This is a genomic window from Luteibacter sp. 3190, from assembly GCF_031456385.1.
Classification (GTDB): domain Bacteria; phylum Pseudomonadota; class Gammaproteobacteria; order Xanthomonadales; family Rhodanobacteraceae; genus Luteibacter.
In genome coordinates this window covers 381,768-405,227 of record NZ_JAVDUO010000001.1, presented here as the reverse complement: position 1 = coordinate 405,227, position 23,460 = coordinate 381,768, and the positions used below count along the sequence as shown (strand labels likewise).

The 23,460-nt window shown below is 66.9% G+C and carries 17 protein-coding genes and 4 tRNA genes; 1 reads left to right on the top strand and 20 read right to left on the bottom strand.

Annotated elements, in window-relative coordinates:
- Positions 1-80: 80 nt before the first annotated feature.
- The 20 genes from J2X58_RS01885 to serC all read right to left on the bottom strand — a co-directional run bounded on the left by J2X58_RS01885 (position 81) and on the right by serC (position 16,670).
- Positions 81-2,327, bottom strand: coding sequence for an alpha-galactosidase (locus J2X58_RS01885; protein WP_310046128.1), 2,247 nt, complete (start codon positions 2,325-2,327; stop codon positions 81-83).
- A 4-nt stretch (positions 2,328-2,331) separates the two neighbouring features.
- Positions 2,332-3,258, bottom strand: a complete 927-nt coding sequence (locus J2X58_RS01880; protein WP_310046126.1) for an aldose 1-epimerase — start codon at positions 3,256-3,258, stop codon at positions 2,332-2,334.
- Positions 3,259-3,584: 326 nt separating this feature from the next.
- Positions 3,585-4,310 carry a FadR/GntR family transcriptional regulator gene (locus J2X58_RS01875; protein ID WP_090054442.1) on the bottom strand — a complete coding sequence of 242 codons (726 nt, stop codon included), beginning with the start codon at positions 4,308-4,310 and terminating at the stop codon, positions 3,585-3,587.
- Positions 4,311-4,398: 88 nt separating this feature from the next.
- The gene (locus J2X58_RS01870) at positions 4,399-4,599 is read right to left on the bottom strand and encodes a hypothetical protein (protein ID WP_310046124.1); all 201 of its coding nucleotides are present in this window, start codon (positions 4,597-4,599) and stop codon (positions 4,399-4,401) included.
- Between the two features lie 162 nt (positions 4,600-4,761).
- Complete coding sequence (locus tag J2X58_RS01865; protein WP_090177843.1) at positions 4,762-4,974, bottom strand: hypothetical protein; 213 nt, start codon at positions 4,972-4,974, stop codon at positions 4,762-4,764.
- Positions 4,975-5,389: 415 nt separating this feature from the next.
- Positions 5,390-5,644, bottom strand: a complete 255-nt coding sequence (locus J2X58_RS01860; protein WP_090054447.1) for a hypothetical protein — start codon at positions 5,642-5,644, stop codon at positions 5,390-5,392.
- Positions 5,645-5,752: 108 nt separating this feature from the next.
- On the bottom strand, positions 5,753-6,667 hold the full coding sequence (locus J2X58_RS01855; RefSeq protein ID WP_310046123.1) for an NAD(P)/FAD-dependent oxidoreductase: 915 nt from the start codon (positions 6,665-6,667) through the stop codon (positions 5,753-5,755).
- Positions 6,660-7,109 (bottom strand): Rrf2 family transcriptional regulator, encoded by a 450-nt coding sequence (locus J2X58_RS01850; protein WP_310046120.1) that lies wholly within the window; start codon positions 7,107-7,109, stop codon positions 6,660-6,662. The genes J2X58_RS01855 and J2X58_RS01850 overlap by 8 nt, the downstream gene beginning before the upstream one ends.
- A 54-nt stretch (positions 7,110-7,163) precedes the next feature.
- Entirely contained in the window at positions 7,164-7,661 is a 498-nt protein-coding gene (locus J2X58_RS01845) for a carboxymuconolactone decarboxylase family protein (protein ID WP_345784555.1), read from the bottom strand.
- 232 nt (positions 7,662-7,893) lie between these two features.
- A tRNA-Leu gene (locus tag J2X58_RS01840) sits at positions 7,894-7,980 on the bottom strand.
- Positions 7,981-8,056: 76 nt separating this feature from the next.
- Positions 8,057-8,132 (bottom strand) — tRNA-Gly (locus tag J2X58_RS01835).
- A gap of 19 nt (positions 8,133-8,151) precedes the next feature.
- Positions 8,152-8,225, bottom strand: a tRNA-Cys gene (locus J2X58_RS01830).
- Positions 8,226-8,305: 80 nt separating this feature from the next.
- Positions 8,306-8,381, bottom strand: a tRNA-Gly gene (locus J2X58_RS01825).
- 38 nt (positions 8,382-8,419) lie between these two features.
- Positions 8,420-9,034: a CDP-diacylglycerol--glycerol-3-phosphate 3-phosphatidyltransferase gene (gene pgsA, locus J2X58_RS01820; RefSeq protein WP_090055814.1), complete on the bottom strand. Its 615-nt coding sequence runs from the start codon at positions 9,032-9,034 to the stop codon at positions 8,420-8,422.
- Positions 9,035-9,082: 48 nt separating this feature from the next.
- Entirely contained in the window at positions 9,083-10,906 is a 1,824-nt protein-coding gene (gene uvrC, locus J2X58_RS01815) for an excinuclease ABC subunit UvrC (protein ID WP_310046118.1), read from the bottom strand.
- A 212-nt stretch (positions 10,907-11,118) separates the two neighbouring features.
- A complete protein-coding gene (kdsB, locus tag J2X58_RS01810; RefSeq protein ID WP_310046117.1) occupies positions 11,119-11,910 on the bottom strand; it encodes a 3-deoxy-manno-octulosonate cytidylyltransferase in 792 nt (263 codons plus the stop codon).
- 76 nt (positions 11,911-11,986) lie between these two features.
- The gene (gene aroA, locus J2X58_RS01805; RefSeq protein ID WP_310046116.1) at positions 11,987-13,297 is read right to left on the bottom strand and encodes a 3-phosphoshikimate 1-carboxyvinyltransferase; all 1,311 of its coding nucleotides are present in this window, start codon (positions 13,295-13,297) and stop codon (positions 11,987-11,989) included.
- On the bottom strand, positions 13,294-14,406 hold the full coding sequence (gene hisC / locus J2X58_RS01800; protein WP_090054461.1) for a histidinol-phosphate transaminase: 1,113 nt from the start codon (positions 14,404-14,406) through the stop codon (positions 13,294-13,296). Before hisC ends, aroA begins: the two co-directional genes overlap by 4 nt.
- The gene (gene pheA / locus J2X58_RS01795) at positions 14,403-15,503 is read right to left on the bottom strand and encodes a prephenate dehydratase (protein ID WP_310046115.1); all 1,101 of its coding nucleotides are present in this window, start codon (positions 15,501-15,503) and stop codon (positions 14,403-14,405) included. The genes hisC and pheA overlap by 4 nt, the downstream gene beginning before the upstream one ends.
- 81 nt (positions 15,504-15,584) lie before the next feature.
- Complete coding sequence (gene serC, locus J2X58_RS01790) at positions 15,585-16,670, bottom strand: 3-phosphoserine/phosphohydroxythreonine transaminase (protein ID WP_310046114.1); 1,086 nt, start codon at positions 16,668-16,670, stop codon at positions 15,585-15,587.
- Between the two features lie 134 nt (positions 16,671-16,804).
- Between serC and J2X58_RS01785 the strand changes: the two genes are divergently transcribed.
- Positions 16,805-23,458 carry a neuraminidase-like domain-containing protein gene (locus tag J2X58_RS01785; RefSeq protein ID WP_310046112.1) on the top strand — a complete coding sequence of 2,218 codons (6,654 nt, stop codon included), beginning with the start codon at positions 16,805-16,807 and terminating at the stop codon, positions 23,456-23,458.
- Positions 23,459-23,460: the final 2 nt, after the last annotated feature.

The following is a 23,460-nucleotide window of genomic DNA, read 5'->3' as shown; positions in this document are numbered from 1 at the left end:
GGCGCCCCGGGGCGGGGCACCGATCGAAAAGCTTCGTCGAACGTGTCGTGCGCCGCGAAAGGGCGGCGCACGCGGGCGGGTCAGCGCGATCCGCGTGGTGCGCCCTCGCGATCGAACACGAGTCCGGCGGCCTGCAGGTCGCCGCGCATCGCGATGTCGATACCGCGCTGCATCCAGTACGCGCCGCTGGCGACCTCCGGGGTACCTGGCGCGACCTTGCCGTGGATCAGGCGATAGCGGTAACGCGCCTTCGGATCGAGGCCGCGCAGCGCGAGCGTCGGGAACGGACGCGCTTCCTCGCCCTGGCGCTGGAACGCGAACAGCACGGCCTGGTGCCGGTCCTGCGCGACGGACAGCGTCGCCGACCAGGGCGCCCGATCGCGCGGCGAGAGGAGGCGATAGAGGTCGCCCCGCTGGACCGTTTCGCGGATGGTCTTGTACGCCGCGACGTAGCCGCGCGCGGTCGCCTCTTCCGCCGGCGTCCACTCGAGCAGGTTCGCGCCGATGCCGAGGCCGCCCTGCATCGACGAGAGAAAACGGAAGTCGAGCGAACTGACGCGGTTGTTCACCCAGTTCGGTGAACCCGTCACCCACGCCATCATCGTCGCAGGTGCGTACGCGTAGCTGAAGCCGTCCTGGATCGAGAGGCGATCGGACGGATCGGTGTTGTCGGAGGGCCACACCTCGTCGGTGAGCGCCATGATGCCAAGGTCGACGCGCGCGCCACCGCCCGAACACGACTCGATCTCCACCTTCGGATGCCGCGCGCGCAACTGGCGAAGTATGTCGTAGAGGTTGCGCACGTAGGTCACGTAGACCTTCTGCTGCTCCTCGGGCGCGACTTCGGGCCAGCCCGGCTCGGACCAGTTCCGGTTGTAATCCCACTTGAGGAACTGGATGTCGTTCTCGGTGAGCAGGCGGTCGAGCACGTCGAGCACGTGCGCCTTGACGTCCTCGCGCGCGAGGTTGAGCACCATCTGATGGCGCCCTTCGCTGCGCGGCCTTCCGGCGAAGTTGAGCACCCAGTCGGGATGCGCGCGATAGAGGTCGCTGTCCGCGTTCACCATCTCAGGCTCGACCCAGAGACCGAACGTCATGCCGAGCCCATGGACCTTGTCGATCAGCGGCTTGAGGCCGTTCGGAAACTTTCGGCGATTCACGACCCAGTCGCCCAGCCCCGCATGGTCGTTGTCACGCGCCCCGAACCAGCCGTCGTCGACGACGAAGCGCTCGACGCCAAGCGCCGCCGCTTTCTCCGCGAGCTTTTCCTGCCCCGGCTCCTCGACCTTGAATTCCGTGGCTTCCCACGAGTTGTACAGCACCGGACGAAGTGGCGCCGACGCGCCACCGGGAAGCACGCGATCGCGCTCGAACGCGTGCATCAGGCGCGAGGCCTCGCCGACACCGTCCTTCGTGTAACCCGCGTAGAACACCGGCGTGTCGAGCGACTGGCCGGGCTTGAGCCGATAACCGAAGTCGAACGGGTTGTATCCGCCCACCACGCGCACCTGGCCGAGGATGTCCTCTTCCACGCGGATGCTCCACGAACCGCTCCAGGCGAGCGCGCCGAACCAGACGTCGCCGTGCTCTTCGTTCCACGCGTCGCCGCGACCGATCGCGAACCACGGATTGTTCTCGTCGCCGGTGCTTCCGCGTCGGCTCTCGAGCACGGTCGCGCCTGGCGTCACCGGACGCGTCTGCAGGTGCCACTCGCCCGCCCAGGTGCCCGTCAGGTAGCGCAGCGAGTAATCCGGCGCGCGAGGAAGGTTCCACGTCGCGGCGGCGGCGCTGTCGATGGTCAGTGCCTGCTTGCCCGTGTTCTCGATGTGCGCCGAGCGCCCGACGATGCCGGTCGCTTCGTCCGCCGTGTAACGCAGGATCACGGTCACCCCCGCCTTCGCGTCGCGCATCGTCACGGCGAGCGCGTCCTTCTCGAGACGGTGACTGTCGTAACGCAGCACCAGGTCGCGGTTGCCGTCGTCGAACTTCACCTTCAGCGCCGGTGTCGCGGTCAGATTGCCGCCCCATCCCGCGTATTCCTGCGGTGTGAGCGCGCCCGCGGAGTCGAACGACGAACGCTCCGGCGCGGGAAGCGCCGGGCCGAGGGGATCGTCGGCCGGAAGGCGCGCGCCCCAGTAGAGGGTCTGCAGCATGCCATCGGCGTTGACACCCATCGCGTAGGTCACGGCACCCGCGTCCAGACGAAACACACGTTGCGACTGGTCGAAACGCGCGGAAGCGTTGCCCTGGGTCGCGGCGACCGCGGGGACCGCGAGCAGGCCGCCGGCGAGACAGACCGCCACGCGGATCATCGAAGAAGAAAACATCACTTCACCTCATGGTTCGTGGCGTGCGATCCATCGCCTCCACGCGAAACGCGAACGCATGCTCCAGGCTCCGGCCCGGCGCGAGCTCCGTCATGCCGTTGGCGATCGCGCCTCCGGGCAGGTGGACGGCGTTGATGGGATGGTCCACGGGCTCGAAGCAGAAGAACGCCTCGCCTTCCGGCACGTAGATCACGTAGGTATCGACATCGGACGACACGTGCAGACGCAGCGATTGATCCGGCCATTCGATCGTGGCCCGGCCATCCCATCCCTGGAACGCATGGTTGAGCCCACCCGCGGGCAACGGCACCGTGTCGCTGAAATCCCACGCCGCGGGCACGGCCTCGCGGCGCACGGGCATCGGATCGTGGCCATCGTTGAGCCAGACCTCGGTGGCGGGCGCGCGGAGCCGGGCGCCACCGTGCAGCGGGAAGAATGGATGGAGCCCGAGGCCGAACGGCAGCGCGTGGGGCCCGGCGTTGATGACGCGAAGCGTGACGCGCAACGTATCGCCCATGACCCGGTAGCCGAGCGTCGCCCGGTACGCGTAGGCGTCGGGCGTATTGTCCTCGAGCACGAGCAGCAGCGTGTCCGCGCTGTGGGTCAGCGTCGTCCAGGCGCGCTGCCAAGCGCTGCCATGAATCGGCCAGGCGTCGCCCGCACGGTTGAGTTCCAATGCCACCCGTCGCCCGCCGTAAAAAAAGCCGCCGTGGGCGATACGATTGCTCCACGGCAGCAGGGGGTAACAGGCGAGGCGGTTGGGATCGACGACGCCGGCGGCGTCGACATCCGATGGAAGGGTCGGACGCATCAGCGGCACACTGTGGCCGTCGACGAGCGCATCGAAGGCGACGATGCCGCCACCTGCGCGCGGCAGAACCGACAGGCTGAGCCTTTCGTTGCCGATCCGGAGCGCGTCAGACAAGCTCATCGTCACACGGTGGCATCCATGAAGACCGGGCCACGATGGTGAGCCCGTCGCCTGCGCTGCGATCGGACGGCCGTCGATGTCCGGCATTTCCCCTGGCGACGTGCACGGCGTCGATGCGCTTTCGCACGGCACCCGAATGGCGCCCTTGGAACTCGGGTGCCGCGGATTATCTAGCGACTTAATTGTAGTATTTTATGAGTAGCGAGGCGCAAGCTGCGTCGCAGCATTCGCGATGACGGCAGTCATACCATGCGGTTCGCCGTTCTCTGCTGCCGGCGGTGGCTCGAGACCCCACCGCGCGGCAAGCCCGGCGAATGCGACATGCATCACGCTTCGGCGGAGGCGCGCCTCTTCCGGGGCCGCTTGCCCATGTTTTCGCGCGACTCGGCCACCATCGACGCCATCGCCTTGCGCGCCACTTCCGGGCGCTTGCGCCGCACCGCCTCGTAGACCTCCTGGTGATAGGGCAAGGCGGCCTTGAAATTCCCGGCGTTGCGAGCGGAGAGCAGGAAGAACGTGCCCAGCGCCGTTTCGATCACCGAGAACAACGACACCATCAGCTCGTTGTTCGTCGCCTTCAGCAGGGCCTGGTGGAAGGCGAGGTCCGCCTCGGCCCACGCATCGAGGTCCGCGGACGCGGCCATCGCCTCGTACGCGGCCTTGAGGTCGGCGAGCTGGGCTTCGGTCCTGCGCTTCGCCGCCGCGGCCGCGGCGCCGGGCTCGATCAGCTCGCGCATCTCCACGAGTTTCTCGACGAAACTGTCGGTGGGCATGGAGGCGCAACGCCAGCCGAGCACGTCGGCATCCAGCTGGTTCCAGTTGACCTCGTCGCGCACCCTGGCGCCCGTGCGCTGCCGTGATTCGATCAATCCCTTCGCCACCAGCACCTTCATGGCCTCGCGCAAGGCGGTGCGGCTCACCTGCAGGCGTTCGGCGAGCACTTCCTCGCGCGGCAACCCCGAGCCAGGCGCCAGTTCGCCACTGACGATCAACCGGCCGAGTTGCTGGACCACCAGATTGTGCAGGCCGCGCGCGGCGACGGGCTTGACCATGCATTGCTCCCGAATGCGAAGGGCTGTCTGCGAGCCACCTTAGCGCAACGCGGTGGTGTCGCGCTGCGTCATTCGCATCGCCGGATCGTCAGGTCCGCTGGGCCGCGCCCAGCACCAGCTCGCGTCCGCTGGCGCTGAGGCGCCAGCAACCGTCGTCGTTCTGCCTGACCAGGCCCTGCGCCTGCAGTTCGCGGCACGCCGTTTCGGACAATGTCCCCACGCACAGGTGCCGCGTATCGCTGAGCTTGAGCAACGCCTGTTGCTGCTCCGGTGTGAGCAATCCCCACATCGATTCGTCCCCGTGGATCCCCTGACGAAATAGTGCCGCAGCATGTCGGCCGGCCGCGTGAAAACGGCCCTCCGATACGCCGCAAATTGCAGGCAATTCCGGCAAGCGCCCACGTCCGTCGTGGAAGAGGACGATCAGGATCCGGCGCGCGGTGGCGCAGGGTTACCCGCGCAGCCGATCGATCCGGGCCCGGCCCGCTTCGCGTGCGGCTTCCCGCGCCGATACCTCGTCGGGGAACGGCCCCACCACGTCTTCCTCGCGTGCGGCCGAACCCGGCGCGTCGTCATTGCGGGCAAGCGACCAGCGGCCGCTGAAGCGACCGTCGGCCTGGGTGGTGGTGACGTGCAGGGTGTAGTTGCCGATGGTCTCGATCACGGGCGTGCTCCGACGGGTCGATGCGGCTCCGTCGTCCCATCGACGCGTCGCCGCGGCGCATGATCGGGCCGGACCGGTGATCGCTTCGTCACGGCCCCGGGCGGCGCCGGCGGAACGCGGTCCGTACGCCCGGAATCCGGGCCCCGGCATTCTTCGGAAGGTTCACGAGCGTAATGAAGAAGGCGAACACGCCAATGGTTGCGAGCGCAGTCATGCTGCCACCGCCCGATGTCTCGTCTTTCCTGGCACGTTCGAGCCTCTGTCCCCTGACCGGACGTTACATTACCGGCCGGAATGTGACGCGTCTGTAGGCGTAATCCTACAAAACGAAGAAAGCGACTTGCCGTGGCCCTCGCCAGGATGGCCATCCGGCCTACGCGCTTCGCAGACACACGCCGCCCTGCCCTCAGGATCTCTACATGACGTAGGTGCCGCTCAGCACGCGCTCGGTCCGTGCGGCATCCTCTTCCGCCTGCTGGAGGGCATCGGCCTCGACACGGAAACCGGCCGTCCGCCCCGAGACCGCGGAGCGGATGCGTTCGGGTTGACCAACTTCCATCGCGGCGGCGAGTTCCTTGTAGAGAGCCCATTGCGCGCGCCACTGACCATCCGACGTCGCGGTGGTCTCGATCACGGCCCAGTGGGCCCCTACCTTCAGCGCATTCGCCATCGGTGGTCGCTCGCTCCCTTACGATACGACGATGGTGCAAGAGGCGCGGCAGGCTGGCAACCCGCCGCCGCGGGTCCTTCGCCCGGCTCCGGGTGGGTGGTGCGGACCTCAGCCCTGCAGGCCGAACATCAGACTGCGATGCGCGGAAACGCCCGCAAGCGCACCGTCACCGACAGCGAAGGCGACGCTGCCTGCCATCCGCGCCGCGTCCCCGCAGGCGAAGACGCCCTCCACCGAGGTCTGTTTCACGCCATCATTGCGAATGAAGGGCCCCATGGGTCCCTCTTCGAACGCGCAGCCGAGTTGCGCCGCGACAGGCGATGCGACGTCCGTGCGGGACAACGTGAACAGGCCATCCATTGCGAGATGTCGTCCGTCCGCCAGTTCGACCGTCGCGTCGCCCGACAGCCTTACGACACGCGAACGCTCCAGCACGACGCCACGATCGTTCAGTGCCCGCAGATCTTCGGCCGTCGGCTCGAAGGCAGCGTTCAGAAAGAGCGTCGTCGCGCCCCAGTCCGGAAGCATCAACGCGTGATGCATCGACATGGCGCTCACGCCAAGCACGCCGATGCGACCCCCATCCAACTCATAACCATGACAATACGGGCAATGAAAGACATGTCGACCCCAGCGTTCGGTCAGACCCTCGATGGGGGGCAGCTCGTCCGTGACACCCACGGCGAGGATCAACCGCTTGCCGATGTGACGGTCACCTGCTTCGAGATGGACCTCGAACGCGTCATCGACGCGCGACGCATGTTGCACGCTGCCCTCGACCCAGGTTACCGATGGATAGGAGAGCAGTTGGGCTTTGCCGATGGACGCGATGACGTCCGGTGCGACACCGTCCTGGCCGAGAAAGCCGTGGGACGTATCGGCAAAGCGGTTGCGGCGCCGTCCCGCATCCACGACCAGTACGCGACGCCGCGCCCGGGCCAGTTGTAACGCGGCCGACATACCCGCATAGCTTCCGCCCACCACGATGACGTCGAACGCGGACGCCGCTGTATCCTCAGACATGTGCGTGTCCCTTGTGCTGCACGATGTGACGACGGTTGAAATCCGTGGACAGGTCGGCGAGCGAGATCGTCGAAAGACGTGCCACGAGCAAGGCCTCGGCCTCGAGAAACGCCTCGTTCAGTGCGTTGTTCACGGCCTGCTCCACCAGGCACTCCGGATGCTCCACGCGGTTGCCCATCGCGAAGACGGTGGGTGCCCCCACCGCTGTGTAGATGTCGTGCAGCGTGACTTCATTCAGATCGCACGAGATGACCCAACCACCGCCATGTCCCTTGCTCGCCGACACGTAGCCGAGCTCGCGAAGATTCGCCAGCACGCGCCGGACGAGCACGGGGTTGGTGGAAAGATACGAGGCCAGCTGGCCGGACGTGAGCGGCTGATCGCTGTGCGCCATGTGGAGCATGACGTGCAGGATGGAAGAAAGTCGGCTGTCGCGGTTCATGTAACTAACGATATTACATTTGATGCGACGGCGCCACCGGGCGCGCCGGACAGCTCATTGATCGGGCCTGGCCCGCGGCTTCAGGCGAAAGCTGACGCCCATCCGGTTGATCGCGTTCATCGCCGCGATGGTGAGGGTCAGGTCGACCAGGTCCTTCTCGGAGAAGACGCCAGCGGCGGCGGCGTACGCCTCGTCGGAAGCCTGCGTTTCACCCACGCGCGTCACCTCCTCGGCCCACGCCAGCGCCGCACGCTCCTGGTCCGTGAACAGGTAGGCGGCCTCGTGCCAGACCGGTACCAGCACGAGCGTGTCGATCGACATGCCCGCTTTGATGAGATCCCGCGAATGGATGTCGATGCAATGCGCACACCCGTTCATCTGCGACACGCGCAGGAAAACGAGGTGGACCAGCTTCGCCGGCAGCGCGGTGCCCGTGGTGACGAAGTGATGCAAGCCGCCGAGCGCCTTGGCGCCTTCGGGGGAAACGGTAAACCAGTTGGCGCGATTCATCGTCAGGATCCTCATCGATACAGGTGTGCGACCGAGCGACATGCCGGCCGATCACTACCCAGACGATTCACGACCCGCCGTTGTGACACTGACGGGGATGAGCCTGTCTCCACCCCAACGTCGCAGATGTATCGACGACCCCGGGGGCGAGAGACGCCGCGCACTCGAATACGAACGCTCTTCGATCCGCGGCCATGGAATTCGGGGCACAAAAAAAGCCAGCATCGTGCTGGCTGGTCTGCGTCATCGGGACAGCTACGTACGGACGGCGCGTTGGTGCCCGGAGTGGGACTCGAACCCACATACCCTTTCGGATGAGGGATTTTAAGTCCCTTGCGTCTACCGGTTTCGCCATCCGGGCAGATGCGAGTCACGGAGGATATCCGTGCGGCCCCGAAAAGACAAAACCCCGGCATGGCCGGGGCTTTGTGAGTACATGGAGCGGGAAACGAGACTCGAACTCGCGACCCCGACCTTGGCAAGGTCGTGCTCTACCAACTGAGCTATTCCCGCTTAAATTGTGTCGCGGCGATGGAGGCCGAGGTCGGAATCGAACCGGCGTACGCGGATTTGCAGTCCGCTGCATGACCACTCTGCCACCCGGCCATCGCTTGCGCAGCGCGAAGAATATCCGCGTGGCGCTTAAAAAACAAAACCTCGGTTCCCCGAGGCTTTGTGGAAATACTTGGAGCGGGAAACGAGACTCGAACTCGCGACCCCGACCTTGGCAAGGTCGTGCTCTACCAACTGAGCTATTCCCGCGTCGTTGTCCAGCTATTTTAGATCAGATCGGGAATGTGTCAACCACTTTGCACCGGTTTTTTTTCGGTTTGTTTCACGTCGCCCGAATCCCCGCGCAAGCTCGGCCAGGCGGCACGCAGATAGTCCAGGCCGGACCAGATGGTGAGCACGCCCGCGATCACCAGCAGCGCCTCGCCGATGTGGTACAGCCGCAGCGTCTCCGCGTCCTTCTGCAGCAGGAGCACCACCAGCGCCACCATCTGCATCGCCGTCTTGAGCTTGCCGAGGAAGGCGACCTTCACCTTCGAACGGGCACCGATCTGCGCCATCCACTCGCGCAGCGCCGACACGCTGATCTCGCGTCCGACGATGACGGAGGCCGTCACGGCCATCAGCACGCCCTGCCACCCGCCCGGATGCGACTGCACGAGGAGGAAGAGCGTGACCGCGACCATGAGCTTGTCGGCGACCGGATCCAGGAAGGCGCCGAACGCCGAGGTCAGGTTCATTCGCCGGGCGAGGTAACCGTCGAGCCAGTCCGTGACGCCCGCGAGAACGAAGACGATCGCAGCCGTCAGGTTCGCTCCGCGAAACGGCAGGTAGAAGACGACGACCATCACCGGCAGCAGGAGCACTCGGAACAGGGTCAGCCAGGTGGGTAGGTTGATTCGCATGAGTTCGGCCGTGGCGGGAGGCGGGTGGATGGCCACGCCTCCGTTCGATCAGGGGTGCAGCATGGCATAGATGCGTTCGGCGAGACCGCGATCAATGCCTTTGACGCTCATCAGTTCTTCCACGCCCGCGGCCTCGACACCCGCCAGGCCACCGAAGGCCTTGAGCAACGCCGCGCGGCGACGCGCGCCCACGCCCGCCACGTCCTCCAGCGTGCTCCGCTCGCGAGCCGCCTCGCGTCGGCGGCGGTGACCGCTGATCGCGAAGCGGTGGGCCTCGTCGCGCACCGCCGCCACGAGGTGGAGCGCGGGCGACGACGTACCGGGATGCAGCGTCTTCCCGCTGTCGGCGAGCACGAGGGTTTCCTCGCCGGCGCGTCGACCCGGACCTTTCGCGACACCGACCACGCGGATACCGTCGACACCCAGCCCGCGCAGGACGTCGACGGCCTGGGCCACCTGCCCCGTGCCGCCGTCGATCAGGAGGATGTCGGGCTTGGCGCCGCCCTCCACCACCTTCTTGAAGCGGCGGGTGAGCGCCTGATGCATGGCGGCGTAATCGTCGCCGGGCGTGATCCCCGTGATGTTGAAGCGCCGGTAATGCGACTTCTCCGGGCCTTCGGGACCGAAGACCACGCACGATGCGACGGTCAGCTCGCCCCGCGTATGGCTGATGTCGAAGCACTCGATCCGCCGGGGCGCCGCGTCGAGCTCCAGCACCTTCTGCAGGTCGTCGAAGCGGACGAGCAGCGTGTGCCGGCTGGCGAGCCGCGACGTCAGCGCGGCGCTGGCGTTGCGCTGCGCCATCTCGAGGAAACGCGCGCGTTCGCCGCGCACGCTGGGTTTCAGCGATACGACGTAGCCCGCGTGCTCCGACAGCACCTGCGCAAGCACGTCCATGTCCTCGACGGCGTCGCTGAGAACCAGCTCGCGCGGTACCTGGCGCTCGAGGTAGTACTGCGCGATGAACTGCGAAAGGACGTCCGACACCGAGGCATCCGTGGGCAGCCGCGGGAAGAAGTCGCGCGAGCCGAGACTCACGCCGTTGCGGAAGAACAGCACGCTCACGCATGCCATGCCACCTTCCATGCAGCACGCGATCACATCCATGTCGGCACTCGCGCCCTGCACGAAATGCTGCGCCTGGATCTTGCGCAACGCCGCGACCTGGTCGCGCAGTGCCGCCGCGCGCTCGAACTTGAGGTCGCGCGAGGCCTGCTCCATCGACACGGCCAGCTCGTCGATCACGGCGCTGCTACGCCCTTCGAGGAACATCTCGGCGTGGCGCACGTCGTTGCGGTAGTCGTCGACCTCGATCAATCGCACGCAAGGTGCGCTGCAGCGACCGATCTGGTGCTGCAGGCAAGGGCGCGAGCGATTCTTGAAGTAGCTGTCCTCGCATTGCCTGACCTTGAACAGCTTCTGCATCAGGCCGAGGCTCTCGCGCACGGCGAACGTGCTCGGGTACGGCCCGAAATAGCGCCCCGGCGCGCTCTTCGCCCCGCGATGGAACGCGAGGCGCGGATAATCCTCGCCACCGGAGAGGAAGATGTACGGGTAGCTCTTGTCGTCGCGAAGCACGATGTTGTAACGCGGCTTCAGCGATTTGATCAGCTGGGACTCGAGCAGCAGCGCCTCGCCCGCGGTGCGCGTGAGCGTGACTTCGGCGCGCGCGATCTGCGACACCATCGACGCGATGCGCGGGTCCATCGGCGGCTTCAGGAAGTAGTTGCCGACGCGCTTCTTGAGGTTCGCCGCCTTGCCGACGTACAGCAACTCGTCGTCCGCATCGAAGTAGCGGTAGACGCCGGGCGAGGTGGTGAGGTGTCGGACGAAGGCCTTGCCGTCGAACGGGTGCGACTCGGTGTGCTCCATGCCGCCATTTTACCGCGTCGGCGCATGCCCGACGCGAAAAGACGCCGGCACGTGGATGAGTCGTGCCGGCGTCGCCGTCCATGGATGCGCCGCCGTCCTGTCAGGGGTGCGTGTGGCGACGGGGGACAGATTACGTCCGGGCCCATGGCGGCGCGCCCGGCGCGGGCCGCGAGAAGGCGCCCGCGAAGCCCTCGCCGGAGACCGGAAATCGCCTACAGCCCGCGCCCCTGCCCCGCCAGCCAGCGCTCGGCGCGGGTCAGGTCCTCGGCCGTGTCGATCCCCGGCGGGAACGGCTCCGGGGTCGGACGGACGGAAATGGCGTAGCCATGCTCGAGGGCCCGAAGCTGCTCCAGCGATTCGGCCTGCTCCAGCGGCGTGCGCGGGAGCGCGGCCAGCCGGCGGAGGAAGCCGGCCCGGTAGGCGTAGATGCCGATGTGGCGGAGAAACGGCACGCCGCCGGGAAGAATGGAGCGGTCGTGGGCCAGGGCGTCGCGGGCCCAGGGCGCCGGCGCGCGCGTGAAATACAGCGCCCGTCCGTTCGCGCCGCGCACGACCTTCACCACGTTCGGGTCGAACAGCTCGTCGATGTCCTCGATGGGGGTCGCCAGGGTCGCCATCGGGGCGTCGTCGCCCGCAAGGGTCGCCACCACGGCGCGGATGCCCGACGCCGGCGCGAAGGGCTCGTCGCCCTGCAGGTTCACGATGACGGTGTCCTCCGGCCAGCCGAAGCTGGAGGCGGTCTCCGCGATGCGATCGCTGCCCGACGCATGGTCGGGGCGCGTCATGCAGACGAGGATGTCGTCACCGCAGCCGCGCAGCTCGTGGGCGACGCGATCGTCGTCGGTGGCCACCACCACCTGCGCCGCGCCCGCCTGCGTCGCGCGGCGGGCGACACGGCGGATCATCGATTCTCCCGCGATCTTCAGCAGCGGCTTGCCGGGCAGGCGCGTGGAACCGTAGCGGGCGGGCACCACGACGACGAACGGAGGGATCTTCTCGGCCATGGCGGCATCCGGCTGCGGGAGATGGAAAGCGTAACGCCTCCGCGCGCGGCGTGGAACGTCCGGCGCGGAGGGGCCGTCACGGCGCCGGATGCAGATCGAACCCCGTCAGGTTGGCCAGTTCCATGAAGCCGGGGAACGACGTGGCGACGTTGGCGCAATCGCCGATCGTGATCGGTGCCGAGGCGACGAGACCGGCGACGGCGAAACTCATCGCGATGCGGTGATCGCCGTGGCTGTCGACGAAACCACCGCCGATCCTGCCGCCGCGGATGATCGCGCCGTCCGGCAACTCGTCGATCAGCACGCCGCACGCCTTCAGCCCGTTGGCCATGGCGGCGATGCGATCGGACTCCTTCACGCGCAGCTCGGCCGCGCCACGGATCGTGGTCATGCCGTCCGCGACGGCCGCCGCGACGAACAGCGCGGGAAACTCGTCGATCATGTCCGGGACGATGTCCAGCGGCAGGGCCACGCCGCGCAGGCGGGCGTGCCGGACCACGAGGTCGCCGATGGCTTCGCCGCCGCTCGTGCGTTCGTTTTCCACCGTGATGTCGGCCCCCATGAGCTCGAGGGCCGCGAGGAGCCCGGTGCGACGCGGATTGAGTCCCACGCCCTTCAGGCGCAGCAACGAGCCCGGCACGATGCACGCGGCCACGATGAAGAACGCGGCCGAGGAAATATCCGCGGGCACTTCGACGTCCACCGCGCGCAACGTGTGGCCGCCTTCCAAACGCGCGTGGCCGGGGGCGTAGTCGATCGGCCAGCCGAACGCCTTCAGCATGCTCTCGGTGTAATCGCGCGTCGGGTGCGGCTCGATCACCTCCGTCGCACCGTCGGCGTAGAGGCCGGCAAGCAAGAGGGCCGACTTCACCTGCGCGCTGGCCACCGGCGAACGATAGGTGACGCCGCGCAACGGCGCACCACCGTGGATCCGCAGCGGCGGACGCCCGTCGTTGGTGTCGATCGACGCGCCCATCGTCGTCAGCGGATCCGTCACGCGGCGCATCGGCCGGCGCGACAGCGACTCGTCGCCCACGAGCACCGAATCGAACGCCTGTCCCGCGAGCAGGCCCGCGAGCAGACGCATGCCCGTGCCGGCGTTGCCGCAGTCGAGCGGCTCGGACGTGCCGCGAAGGCCGTGCAGGCCCACGCCATGGACGATGCGCTCGCCCGGCGCCGGCGTTTCGAAACGCACCCCGAGCCTGCCGAGGATCGCCGCCGTGGCGCGCGTGTCCTCGCCTTCGAGGAAGCCGCGGATATGCGATACGCCCTCGGCGATCGCGCCGAACATCAGCGCGCGGTGCGACACCGACTTGTCACCCGGCACGACGACCTCCCCCAGCAGCTCGGTTCCGGTGGGTTCGCTGATCCAGTCGAGGCGCGTCATGGCAGGTTCTCCAGCAAGCGTTCGAGTTCGGCGCGGCTGCCGACGCTCACGCGCACCGTATGCGGCAGCCGGTATCCGATCATGGGCCGGACGATGACGCCGCGTTCGAACAGATGTGCCTCGGTGTCCGCCGCATCGCGGCCGAGGTCGACGAGAAGGAAGTTGGTCTGCGACGGCAGCACGCGCAGGCCGCGCGCCGTCAGTTCACCGGCGAGCCAGTCGCGGTCGCGCCGGTTCGTTTCGCGCACGCGGGCGCGGTGTTCGTGATCCGAGAGCGCGGCTTCCGCGGCGGCCAGCGCGACGCCATTGACGTTGAACGACTCGCGGAGCCGCTCGCATACGGCGGCGACGGACGGATGGCTGAGCATGTATCCGATACGCAGGCCGGCCAGCGCGTACGCCTTGGAAAACGTGCGCGTGACGATCAGGTTCGGGAAGCGCGCGAGCAGGTGCAGGCCCGTGCTCAGCCCCTCGGCATCCACGTACTCGTGGTACGCCTCGTCGACGACCACGAGGGTGTCGCTGGAAACTTTCGTGAGGAAGGCCTCGAGCGCGGCATCCGTGAACCAGGTGCCGGTCGGGTTGTTCGGATTGGCGAGATAGACGATGCGCGTATCGGCCGTGACCGCCGCCGCGATGGCATCGAGGTCGTGGCCGTACGGTGCCTCCGGATGATCCGCGGGCAAAGCGGGCACCGCGACCGCTGGCGCGCCGGCGGCCGCCGCGGCGATCGGGAAAACGGCGAATCCATACTGCGAGTGCACCACCGGATGAGCGGCGTCGGCGAAACACTGCGCCAGCAGCATCAGCAGTTCATGCGATCCATTGCCGAGCGTGATGCCCGACACCGGGAGGCCCAGTTCCGACGACAGCTTCGCCTTGAGCGACGCGCCGAGCGGATCGGGATAGCGCCAGATGTCCTCGAGCACGCGCGTCGCCGCGCGCATCGCGAGCTTGCTGGGCCCGAGCGGATTCTCGTTGGAACCGAGTTCGGAAAGCACCGCGCCGAAGCGCAGGCGCAGGGCGGGAAGATCGTGACCGGGATCGTAGGCGCGCAGGGCCGACGTCGCCCGGTTGGCGAGCGCGGCCGCGTCGAAGCTGGCGGTCATGGCAGGGCGACGGGGTAGGAACCGAGCACGCGCACGTCGGCGGCGGCGGGTTTCATGGCCTCGAGGGCGTTCTGCAGGGCGGGATCGTCCACGTGCCCCGACACGTCGATGAAGAACGCGTACTGCCACTTGCCCGTGTGGGCAGGGCGGGATTCGATGCGGTTCATGCTGATGCCTTCCTTCGCGAGCGGACTCAGCACGTCGTACAGCGCGCCGGGCTTGTCGCGGACCGACACCAGCAACGACGTGCGATCGTTGCCCGACGGCGGGAAGATCGAACGCCCGATGACGAGGAAGCGCGTGGTGTTGTCCGAGCGGTCCTCGATCGGACCGGCGACGGTCTTCAGGCCGTACACGCGGCCGGCGGTCTCGCCGGCGATCGCCGCCGACTCGGGCGACAGCCGCGCGGTGCGCGCGGCTTCGGCGTTGCTCGACACCGCGATGCGCTCGGCATGCGGCAGGTTGACGCGCAGCCAGCCCTGGCATTGCTGCAGCGACTGCGGGTGCGAGTACACCCGCTTGACGTCCGTCAGCTCGCCGCTGAGCGAGAGCAGGTTCTGGTGCACGCGCAGCTCGACTTCGCCGCAGATCGTCGCCTTCGACACGAGGAACATGTCCAGCGTCATCTGGATCATGCCCTGCCCGGAGTTCTCCACGGGCACCACGCCGAAATCGGCATTGCCGGCGGCCACTTCCTGGAACACCTCCTCGATGCTTCCCAGGGGCAGGCCGTAGGCGGCATGGCCGAAATGCTTGCGCACGGCCTGCTCGCTGAAGGTGCCCTCCGGACCCAGGAAGCCGATCTTCAGCGGCTGCTGCTGCGACAGGCACGAGGACATGATCTCGCGGAACAGCCGGACGAGTTCGCCATCGGGCAGCGGGCCGTCGTTACGATCGATGACGCCGCGAAGCACCTGGGCTTCCCGTTCGGGTCGGTAATACTCCACCGCCGCCTTCAGCGGGCCCTTGGCCCGGCCGACCTGCTGCGCCCACCGGGCGCGCTCGCTGATGAGCGATTGCAGTTGCTGATCGATGCTGTCGATGCGCGTGCGCGCCTCGGCCAGCGTGGCTTGCTTATCGGCGGGGGTCTTGCTCATGGCTTCCAACGGCTGAAAAGTGGTTGCAGATGAAACGGTTACCGCCGCCACCATCATGTTGCGGTGCGGCGACCTCCGACTTTAACCGTGCCGCGCCGCAAAGTCCCGCATGAATTTCACGAGTTCGTCCACGGCGGGTTCCGACACCGCGTTGTACAGCGACGCGCGCATGCCGCCGATGGCCTTGTGGCCCTTCAGACCGATGAAACCGGCGGCTTCCGATTCCTGCAGGAACACCGCGTCGAGCGCCGTGTCGTGCAGCACGAACGAGACGTTCATGCGCGAACGCGCGCTCCGCTGCACATCGTTTCGATAGAAACCGTCCGAGCCGTCGATCGCGGCATACACCGTCGCCGACTTCCGCGCGTTGCGCTCGCCCATCACCGCGAGCCCGCCCTGCCCTTCGATCCATTCGAACGTGAGCCCCGCCAGATACCAGCCCCACGTGTTCGGCGTGTTGAGCATCGAATCGTTCTTCGCCTGCTCCGCGTAGCGCAGGATCTTCGCGATCGGCTGCGGCGCTCGCTCGAGGAGGTCGTCGCGCACGATCATCACCACCAGACCCGACGGCCCGATGTTCTTCTGCGCGCCGGCGTAGATGAGACCGAAGCGCGAGACGTCCAGCGGCGCGCCGAGGATGTTCGACGACATGTCCGCGACGAGCGGCACGTCGCCGACGTCGGGGACGTCGTGGAATTCGAGGCCGCGGATCGTCTCGTTGGGCGTGTAGTGCACGTACGACGCGGACGGATCGAGCCTCCACGTGTCGCGCGGCGGCAGGCTGCGGAAATCGTCGGCCTCCGAGGTCGCCGCCACGTTCGCGTTCACGTGGTACGCCGCCTCGCTCACCGCCTTCCGGCTGAACACGCCCGTGACGATGTAGTCGGCGCTGCCGTCACGCGGCGCGAGGTTCATCGGGATCTGCGCGAAGTGCTGCGTCGCGCCGCCCTGCAGGAACAGCACGCGATAGTTCGCGGGGATGCCCATCAGGCGGCGCAGGCGCTCTTCGGTCGCCGCGGCGAGTTCCATGAAACGCTTTCCCCGATGGGAAAGCTCCATCACCGAGGCGCCCGATCCATTCCAGTCGAGCAGGTCGGCCTGTGCCTTGCGCAACACCGCTTCCGGCAACGCCGCCGGTCCCGCGCTGAAATTCCACGCTCTGTCCACGCCAGCCTCCACGTCGAAAGATGCCCATTATGCGCGTACTTGACGTGCCGCGCGCCCTGGCGGAAAACGATGACGTCGATGGGGCCACGCGAGGACGCGCCCCTGTTCCACCGCCGAGCCATGGAGTGGCGCGCATGAATACTCAAGACAATTCCCCGTCGCCCTATGCGGCCCGTGCCGATCTCATCGCGGCGGTCGAATCCCGCGGCTATACGTCCGTCTTCGACATCGTGCGGCAACCGCGGGAGACCTTCGTCGCGACCATGCAGCACGACGAGGCGGACGCGATCTACGACGCGGCCGAACGACGCGCCGCCTACGTGGCGCGCGTGCACAACGCCCTGCTCCGTCGCGAGGAACCGGCCGTCCGCGGGATCGCGAAGCTCGGCGCCGGCAACGGCCCAGAGCGGATCACGCCACTGGGGCTGGGCGAAGGCACCGATTACGACCACTGGTTCGCGCACAACGGCGTCTACGCCGACGACGCATCGATCGCTTCCCTGTTCTCGCCGGGAAATTATCTCGTCGAGCTTTACCACGTCGCCCACCTCCTGCATGGCGAGAGTCACGCCCTGAACCTCGCCAGGCGACGGCCGGACATTCCGAAGCTCGCGCTGACGCAGGAGAATCTCGACACCGAGGTCCGCACACTGGATCTGGTCAACGAGATCCTGCTCGAAAGAACGGGCGGCACGAGCTCCCTGGCGGCGGAGCCCTTCCCGTTCCCGCTGCCGTACGACCATGACGCCAGCACGCTCGACAAGAGCATGCCGGTGCTGGCGAAGCCGTCGTGGGACTTCGTGAGGCGCCTGAAGACGACGGTCGCGGACTGGAAGCCCGACTTACGCGACATATTGTTTGCTCAACTCGACTTCGGCGCGCGATTCCCCGCCGAGTGGGCGAGGTCGGTCCTCGGCCTGTGCCCCGCCACCTACGCGAGGATGATCGCGCCGGACACCGCACCGGGTGGCTCCGCCTGGTGGGCCGGCAAGGACCCGGCCACCCTTCCACTTTCCGAACTGCTTCAGATCACCGGCCTCTCGCTGGCGGAGCTGAACGACCTCATCGGGACGGAAGGCCTGTATGGCTGGACCCATATTGACGGGAGGCCCGAGAGTGTCACTTCCAGGCCTCGTTACCACGGCTCACGCTTCCTCAATTTCGCCGGCGCCAACGACATGCCTTCGGTCGCGATCAAGTTCGGCGAGGATGACACGGCTGCCGGATTGGCATACACCACTCCCGCGCGGTTCGAGCGCATGCAGCGCATGATCCGCCTGCATGCGGCGACAGGTGGCACATTCGAGGCCCTCGACTACATCGCTACCGCCGACCGCGGCGAGCGCACGCTCGCGCAGGGTCTCAAGCACCTGGCGCATATGAAGGTGTTGCGCGACGAGTATGCGCTCGATCCCTGGGTCTACGCCGGCATTGTCAGCGCGGTCCCCAACATCGCGCGTCGCGGACACGCCTCGCAGATCGAGCAGCGCTTCGGTCGCAACGTCGCAGCACACGTGGGGGCAAGGTCGGAAATCGACTTCGCGAGCGCACTGGGCGACGTCGACGAGCCCTCGCGCGCCGTGCGCGCGAATCTTTGCGCCGGGCTCGGCATCGACGACTCGATGCTCGTGCGCCTCGTGAGCGTCTACTGCACCCAAAACGGCGTCACGGACAAGACCAGGGTCCCCGTGAGCGATGCCCTTGTATCGGCCGCGTTCCGCATCTGCGAGATCGCCCGTGTCTCGACGTTCACGCTCGACGACCTGTTCCGGCTGTGGTCTGCCATGGCACCGGACCGTGACATCCCCCTCCTCTTGTCGATGGACGTCAATGCCGAGCAATTCGACGAATCGTCGGTCGTCGCCACCATCGTGCTCGATGCGACGCTCTCCTTGTCGCGCTGGGCGCGGGAACGCGCACTCGCCCCCGAGGTGCTGACGACCATGCTGTCGACGTCGTATCGGGATACGGCCACGCCGCTGATCGACACGTTCGTCGCGAGCGTGAAGGAGAGCACCGTGGCGCCGTCGTCCCTGCGCGGCCTCGATGTATCGGCGGATGAGGCGATTCGCGGCCAGTTGTCGCGACACGTCGGTACCGCTTTCGGCCTGACGGCGACGGTGTCGGCTGCCATGCTGCGCTGGATCGACCGCGTCCTGCCCCGTCTGGGAGAGCCCCTGACGACCTATTCCATGGTGACGTTCTGGAACGACGTCCACGGGAACAGGAGCACCCCCGTCCCGACTGCGATGATCGCCTACTGCCAGGTCCTCGCGCGGTTCTCGCTCGCCTGCCAGTTCGCGGGTTTGACCGAGCGCGACATCGCGCTGATCGTGGCACCCGACGGAGACGTTTCACCGCTCACCGGCGGGGCCGCGCCCGTGCTCGACCTCGATGGCATCTACTGGCTCGGCGAATACGCCGCGTGGCGCGACTCGCTCGGCGAGTTCACGCCGGACGCACTGGACTGGCTGCACCGGGCCGCCATGAAGCCGGACATACAGGAAGGTGGGCTCGCCGCGCTTCATGGATGGAACGAGACCATGATGGACGAGATGGCGGCGCTGCTCGGCCTCACGGCGGCGCCTCCGCGTACGTTCCCCGACGTACACCCGTTGTGGCGATGGATGACCACGGCCCTCGATCACGGCTTGTCGCCTCGGGACCTGCACGACCTGGCCACCCTGTCGCGCAGCGACGACGTGATGGCCCAGGAGACCACCGCCTGCCGCGCGCGTGCGGCCGCGTTCGTCTCCGCGGCCGCCCATGCGAAGACGGGCCGCGGGGGGCGCAACGACACACTGGACGGCGCCGTCGCCGAAGCCCTGCGCACGGCATGCGTCGGCTACACCATTCAACACCTCGGCGACGCGGGCGGCCTACCCGCGGATATCGCGAAGAAGATCGTCACCGCCGACGACCTCTACGAATACCTGCTGGTCGACACGAAGATCAGCGCGGTGCTGACGACGTCCCGTATCGCCGAAGCCATCGCCAGCGTGCAGCTGTACATCCACCGCTGTCGCGACGGCCTGGAACCCGGCGTGGACGCCACCGCGCTGGCGAACCATGCGAAGGCCGATGGCTTCTTCTCCCGCTGGGATGCGTACCATCGACGCTATGCGACGTGGGCGGGCCTGCAGCGCCTCATACGTTATCCGGCCAGCTATATCGAGCCGTCGTTGCGTTACCAGAAGACGGCGCAATTCAAGGCCTTCGAAGAGGCGCTTTCCCAGGGGCGCCTGACCGGCGCGACGGCAGACGCCGCATTCCGGGCCTTCGTGGCCGACACATGCCGCATGCTCGACCTGACCTGGCTGGACGGGTATCAGATCGACAACTTCGGCAGGCAGGCATGGTTTCTGGCCCGGGACAACGGCGCGACGCCCCGCTACTACTGGCGACTGGCTTCGCCCGTCAGCGAAGAGCAGAGCTACTGGTCGGGATGGACGCCCATCGACGCACCCATCAGACCCATGATGAGACGGCCTTCGATCGTTTACTTCGCGGGGAAACTGCGTGTCGCATGGATCGAGTGGAAGGAAACGCGGCTGCACGCCGTCCTCGATGGCGCGATCTGGGCATCCGCGAGCACCTCCGGCTCCGCCCCCGCCGAAGCGCACGGACCGCCGCCCCTGCCCGGCTCCCATAGTCCGTACGCCGATGAAGTGGACGGCGAAACGGCCATGGCCGCCTATTTCATGCTCGCATCCCGCAACGACGACGATACATGGGCCATGAACGCCTACCCACTTGAAGAGTCGCCGCTAGAGAAAGCAAAGCTGCTCAAGGTGCAGTCGCTCGAGCATTTCTGGGTCACCACCTACGAATTTCACGACGAAGAGCATCTCTTCGTAAGAGTGTCCGACTTTGAAAGGGGCGAGTTTGAAAGTAACGGACTTACCCTTCGCGACTTTCACATCAATGCGCGACTCGTGGCAAGCAAGGATGAGTTCATCTTCTGGTATGACAAGGGCGGACCTGGCTATTCCACTCGGGCGGTCCGATATACGAGTCGCCCAGGATGGAGGGAAAAGTTGACGCACCCCGGCGTGGACCCCGGCATGCATTTCGTTGGGTCCGCCGTTGACGGCAACCTCTACTACGTAGGCGTAGACGCCACGAGGGATCTGCATGCCGTGCAGTTGTACGACGGCCAGGGCCTCCATACGGAGTTCCTCGACCTGAAGAAGGGCCAGCGTTACGAGAAGAAAGCACCGACCATGCCAAACTGGTGGCGCTCATACGAAGTCGACCAGACGGCCTATAAATCCGGCCCGGTGGCGGTGGAGGTTTCCTTAAAGCGTACGGGCTATCTCATGGGCGCGCTCGAAGGCGGGTGGGCCAATATAGATCTCGCAATCCGGTCCAGCGCCCTCGCCACCTTCGCGGCACCTCGGCTATTGAAGCGCCTCAATGACGGCGTGAGCCGACTCCTGGACTACGAAACGCAGACGATCGATTACGAGCCCAAGGAGCACGGCACCAAGATGAGGCTGGTCGGAGCCGTCGGGCTCTACCTTTCGGAGATCTTCCTGCACGCGCCGTTTCTCATCGCGTCGCGCTTCCTCGACGAGCACCGCTTCGACGAGGCCGAAGTCTGGCTGCGGTACCTCTTCCGGCCCGACGGCTTTCACGACAGCGCCGGCCATCTGCGAAAGGACACCGCCGGCAATCCACTGTACTGGGGCTACCGCCCGCTTCAGGACGATACCGAAAGTGACACGGCACCTCCCGACACCGACGACCCCGATGTCGCCGCCCGCGCCGAACCACTGAATTACCGGCTTGCGATCTTCCTGCGCTGGATCCGCCTGCTGGTCGAACGCGGCGACGCGGCCTTCCGCGAGCAGACGCGCGACAGTCTGGTCGAAGCGCGGCGGTGGTACGTGCAGGCCGCGCAGATGCTCGGGCCGCGGCCTCTTACGCACACCCTCCCCGCCAACCGGTGGCCCGACCCCACCGTCGAGGCGGCCGAGAAGGCCATCAACACGTCGCTCGACGACCTGGACCGCCTGCTGCCGGATCCGGAGGCGCGCGACGACGCGCCCCGAATGGACCATGTCCGGCTCGCCGACGGCCTGTTCCTCGCCCCCGTGGACAGCGCCACGCTGCACTGGTGGGACGTCGTCGAGCAGCGGCTCTACAACCTGCGGCACGGGCTTTCCATCGACGGCCTGCCGATGCTGTTGCCGCTTTACGAAACGCCTGTCGACCCACGCGAACTGCAGATGCGGCGCGTCGCCGCCGACAGTGGTAGTCCGCTCCCGGGTGCCGGCACGCAGACGACACCGTCGCATCGCTTTCCGGTCCTTCTCGATCGCGCACGGGCCGCCGTGCAGAACCTCATGCCGTTCGGCAGCGGATTGCAGGGCGCGCTGGAACGTCGCGACGGCGACGCGCTCACCGTGCTGCAACAGGCCCACCACACTTCCCTCTTCGAGCTCACCCGCGCGATCCACGAGCGCAACATCGAGTCGATCGAGCGCTCGCTGGAGTCACTGACCGTCAGCAAGCGCGCAGCCCAGGAGCGCGCCGCTCACTTCACTCGCCAGATCGCCACCTACATGCTTCCGGAAGAGATCACGGGCATGGCGCTGCGAACGGCCGGCGGTGCGTCCGCCGTCGCATCGGGTGCAGGCATGGTGCTCGCCGGCGCGCTCGACACGGCCCCCAACATGTTCATAGCCGGCGTGGCGTCTGGCGTGGGCGGCTCGCGCTGGTCGGGCATCTCGATGGGCGTCGCCAACGCGCTAGCCATGGCGGGACAGGCGCTCGAGAGTTCGGCGACGAACATGGAGATGGCGGCGACGTACCGGCGACGCGCCATCGACTGGCAACGCGAGGTCGCCGAAGCGGAAGCTACGCATGCCTCGCTCGAAAAGCAGGAGCTCGCCCAACGCGCCAGTCTCGCCGCCGCGCGGGCGCAGCTGTCGTTGATGGACAGGGAACAGGGCCATGCGCAGGCCGTGCTGGATCTCCTCGGGAGTCGTTTCAGCGCTCGCGCGCTCTACGACTGGCAGGCGAGCCGTCTGAGCACGCTGTACTACCAGCTCTACGACGCCTGCCTCGGCCTCTGCGCGCAGGCGCAGCAGGCCTACGCCTTCGAAACGGGCGACAAGGACATCATCATCAAGCCCGGCGCGTGGGACGACCGCTATCAGGGCCTGCTTGCCGGGGAACACCTCCTGCTCAGCCTGCAACGCCTCGAACAGGCGTGGCTGGAACACGACGCGAGGTGCATGGAAATCGAACGCACCGTGTCGTTGCAGGCGCTTGCGCCCGATGCACGGCTTTCCGAACTGATTGCCCTCGCGAAAATGAACGGCTCGTCGGGCGGAGAGAACCTCGAGCTCTCCTACGAAGACGAGATACTCCGCATCGAGGCGCCCCTGCCTGGCATGAAGCTGGCCGACGACTACCCGGACGACATGGGCGTCGGTAGCGAACGACGCATCAAATCGATCGCGGTGACGCTGCCGGCCCTGCTGGGGCCGTACGAGGACGTGCGCGCGGTATTGAGCTACACCGGAGAATATGCGTCGACGCTGCCGGCAGGCTGTTCCGCGGTGGCCGTGTCGCGCGGCCTGGCCGACAGCGGGCAATTCGTCCTCGACTTCAACGACGGACGCTACCTGCCGTTCGAAGGCATCCCTGTCAACGATAAAGGGACATTCGCGCTGAGCTTTCCGGACACCGCACAGCGGCCGCAGACAACGCTGCTCGACAGCATCACCGACATCATCCTGCACATCCGTTACACCGCGCGTCAGGGGGCGGGCCCGTGATG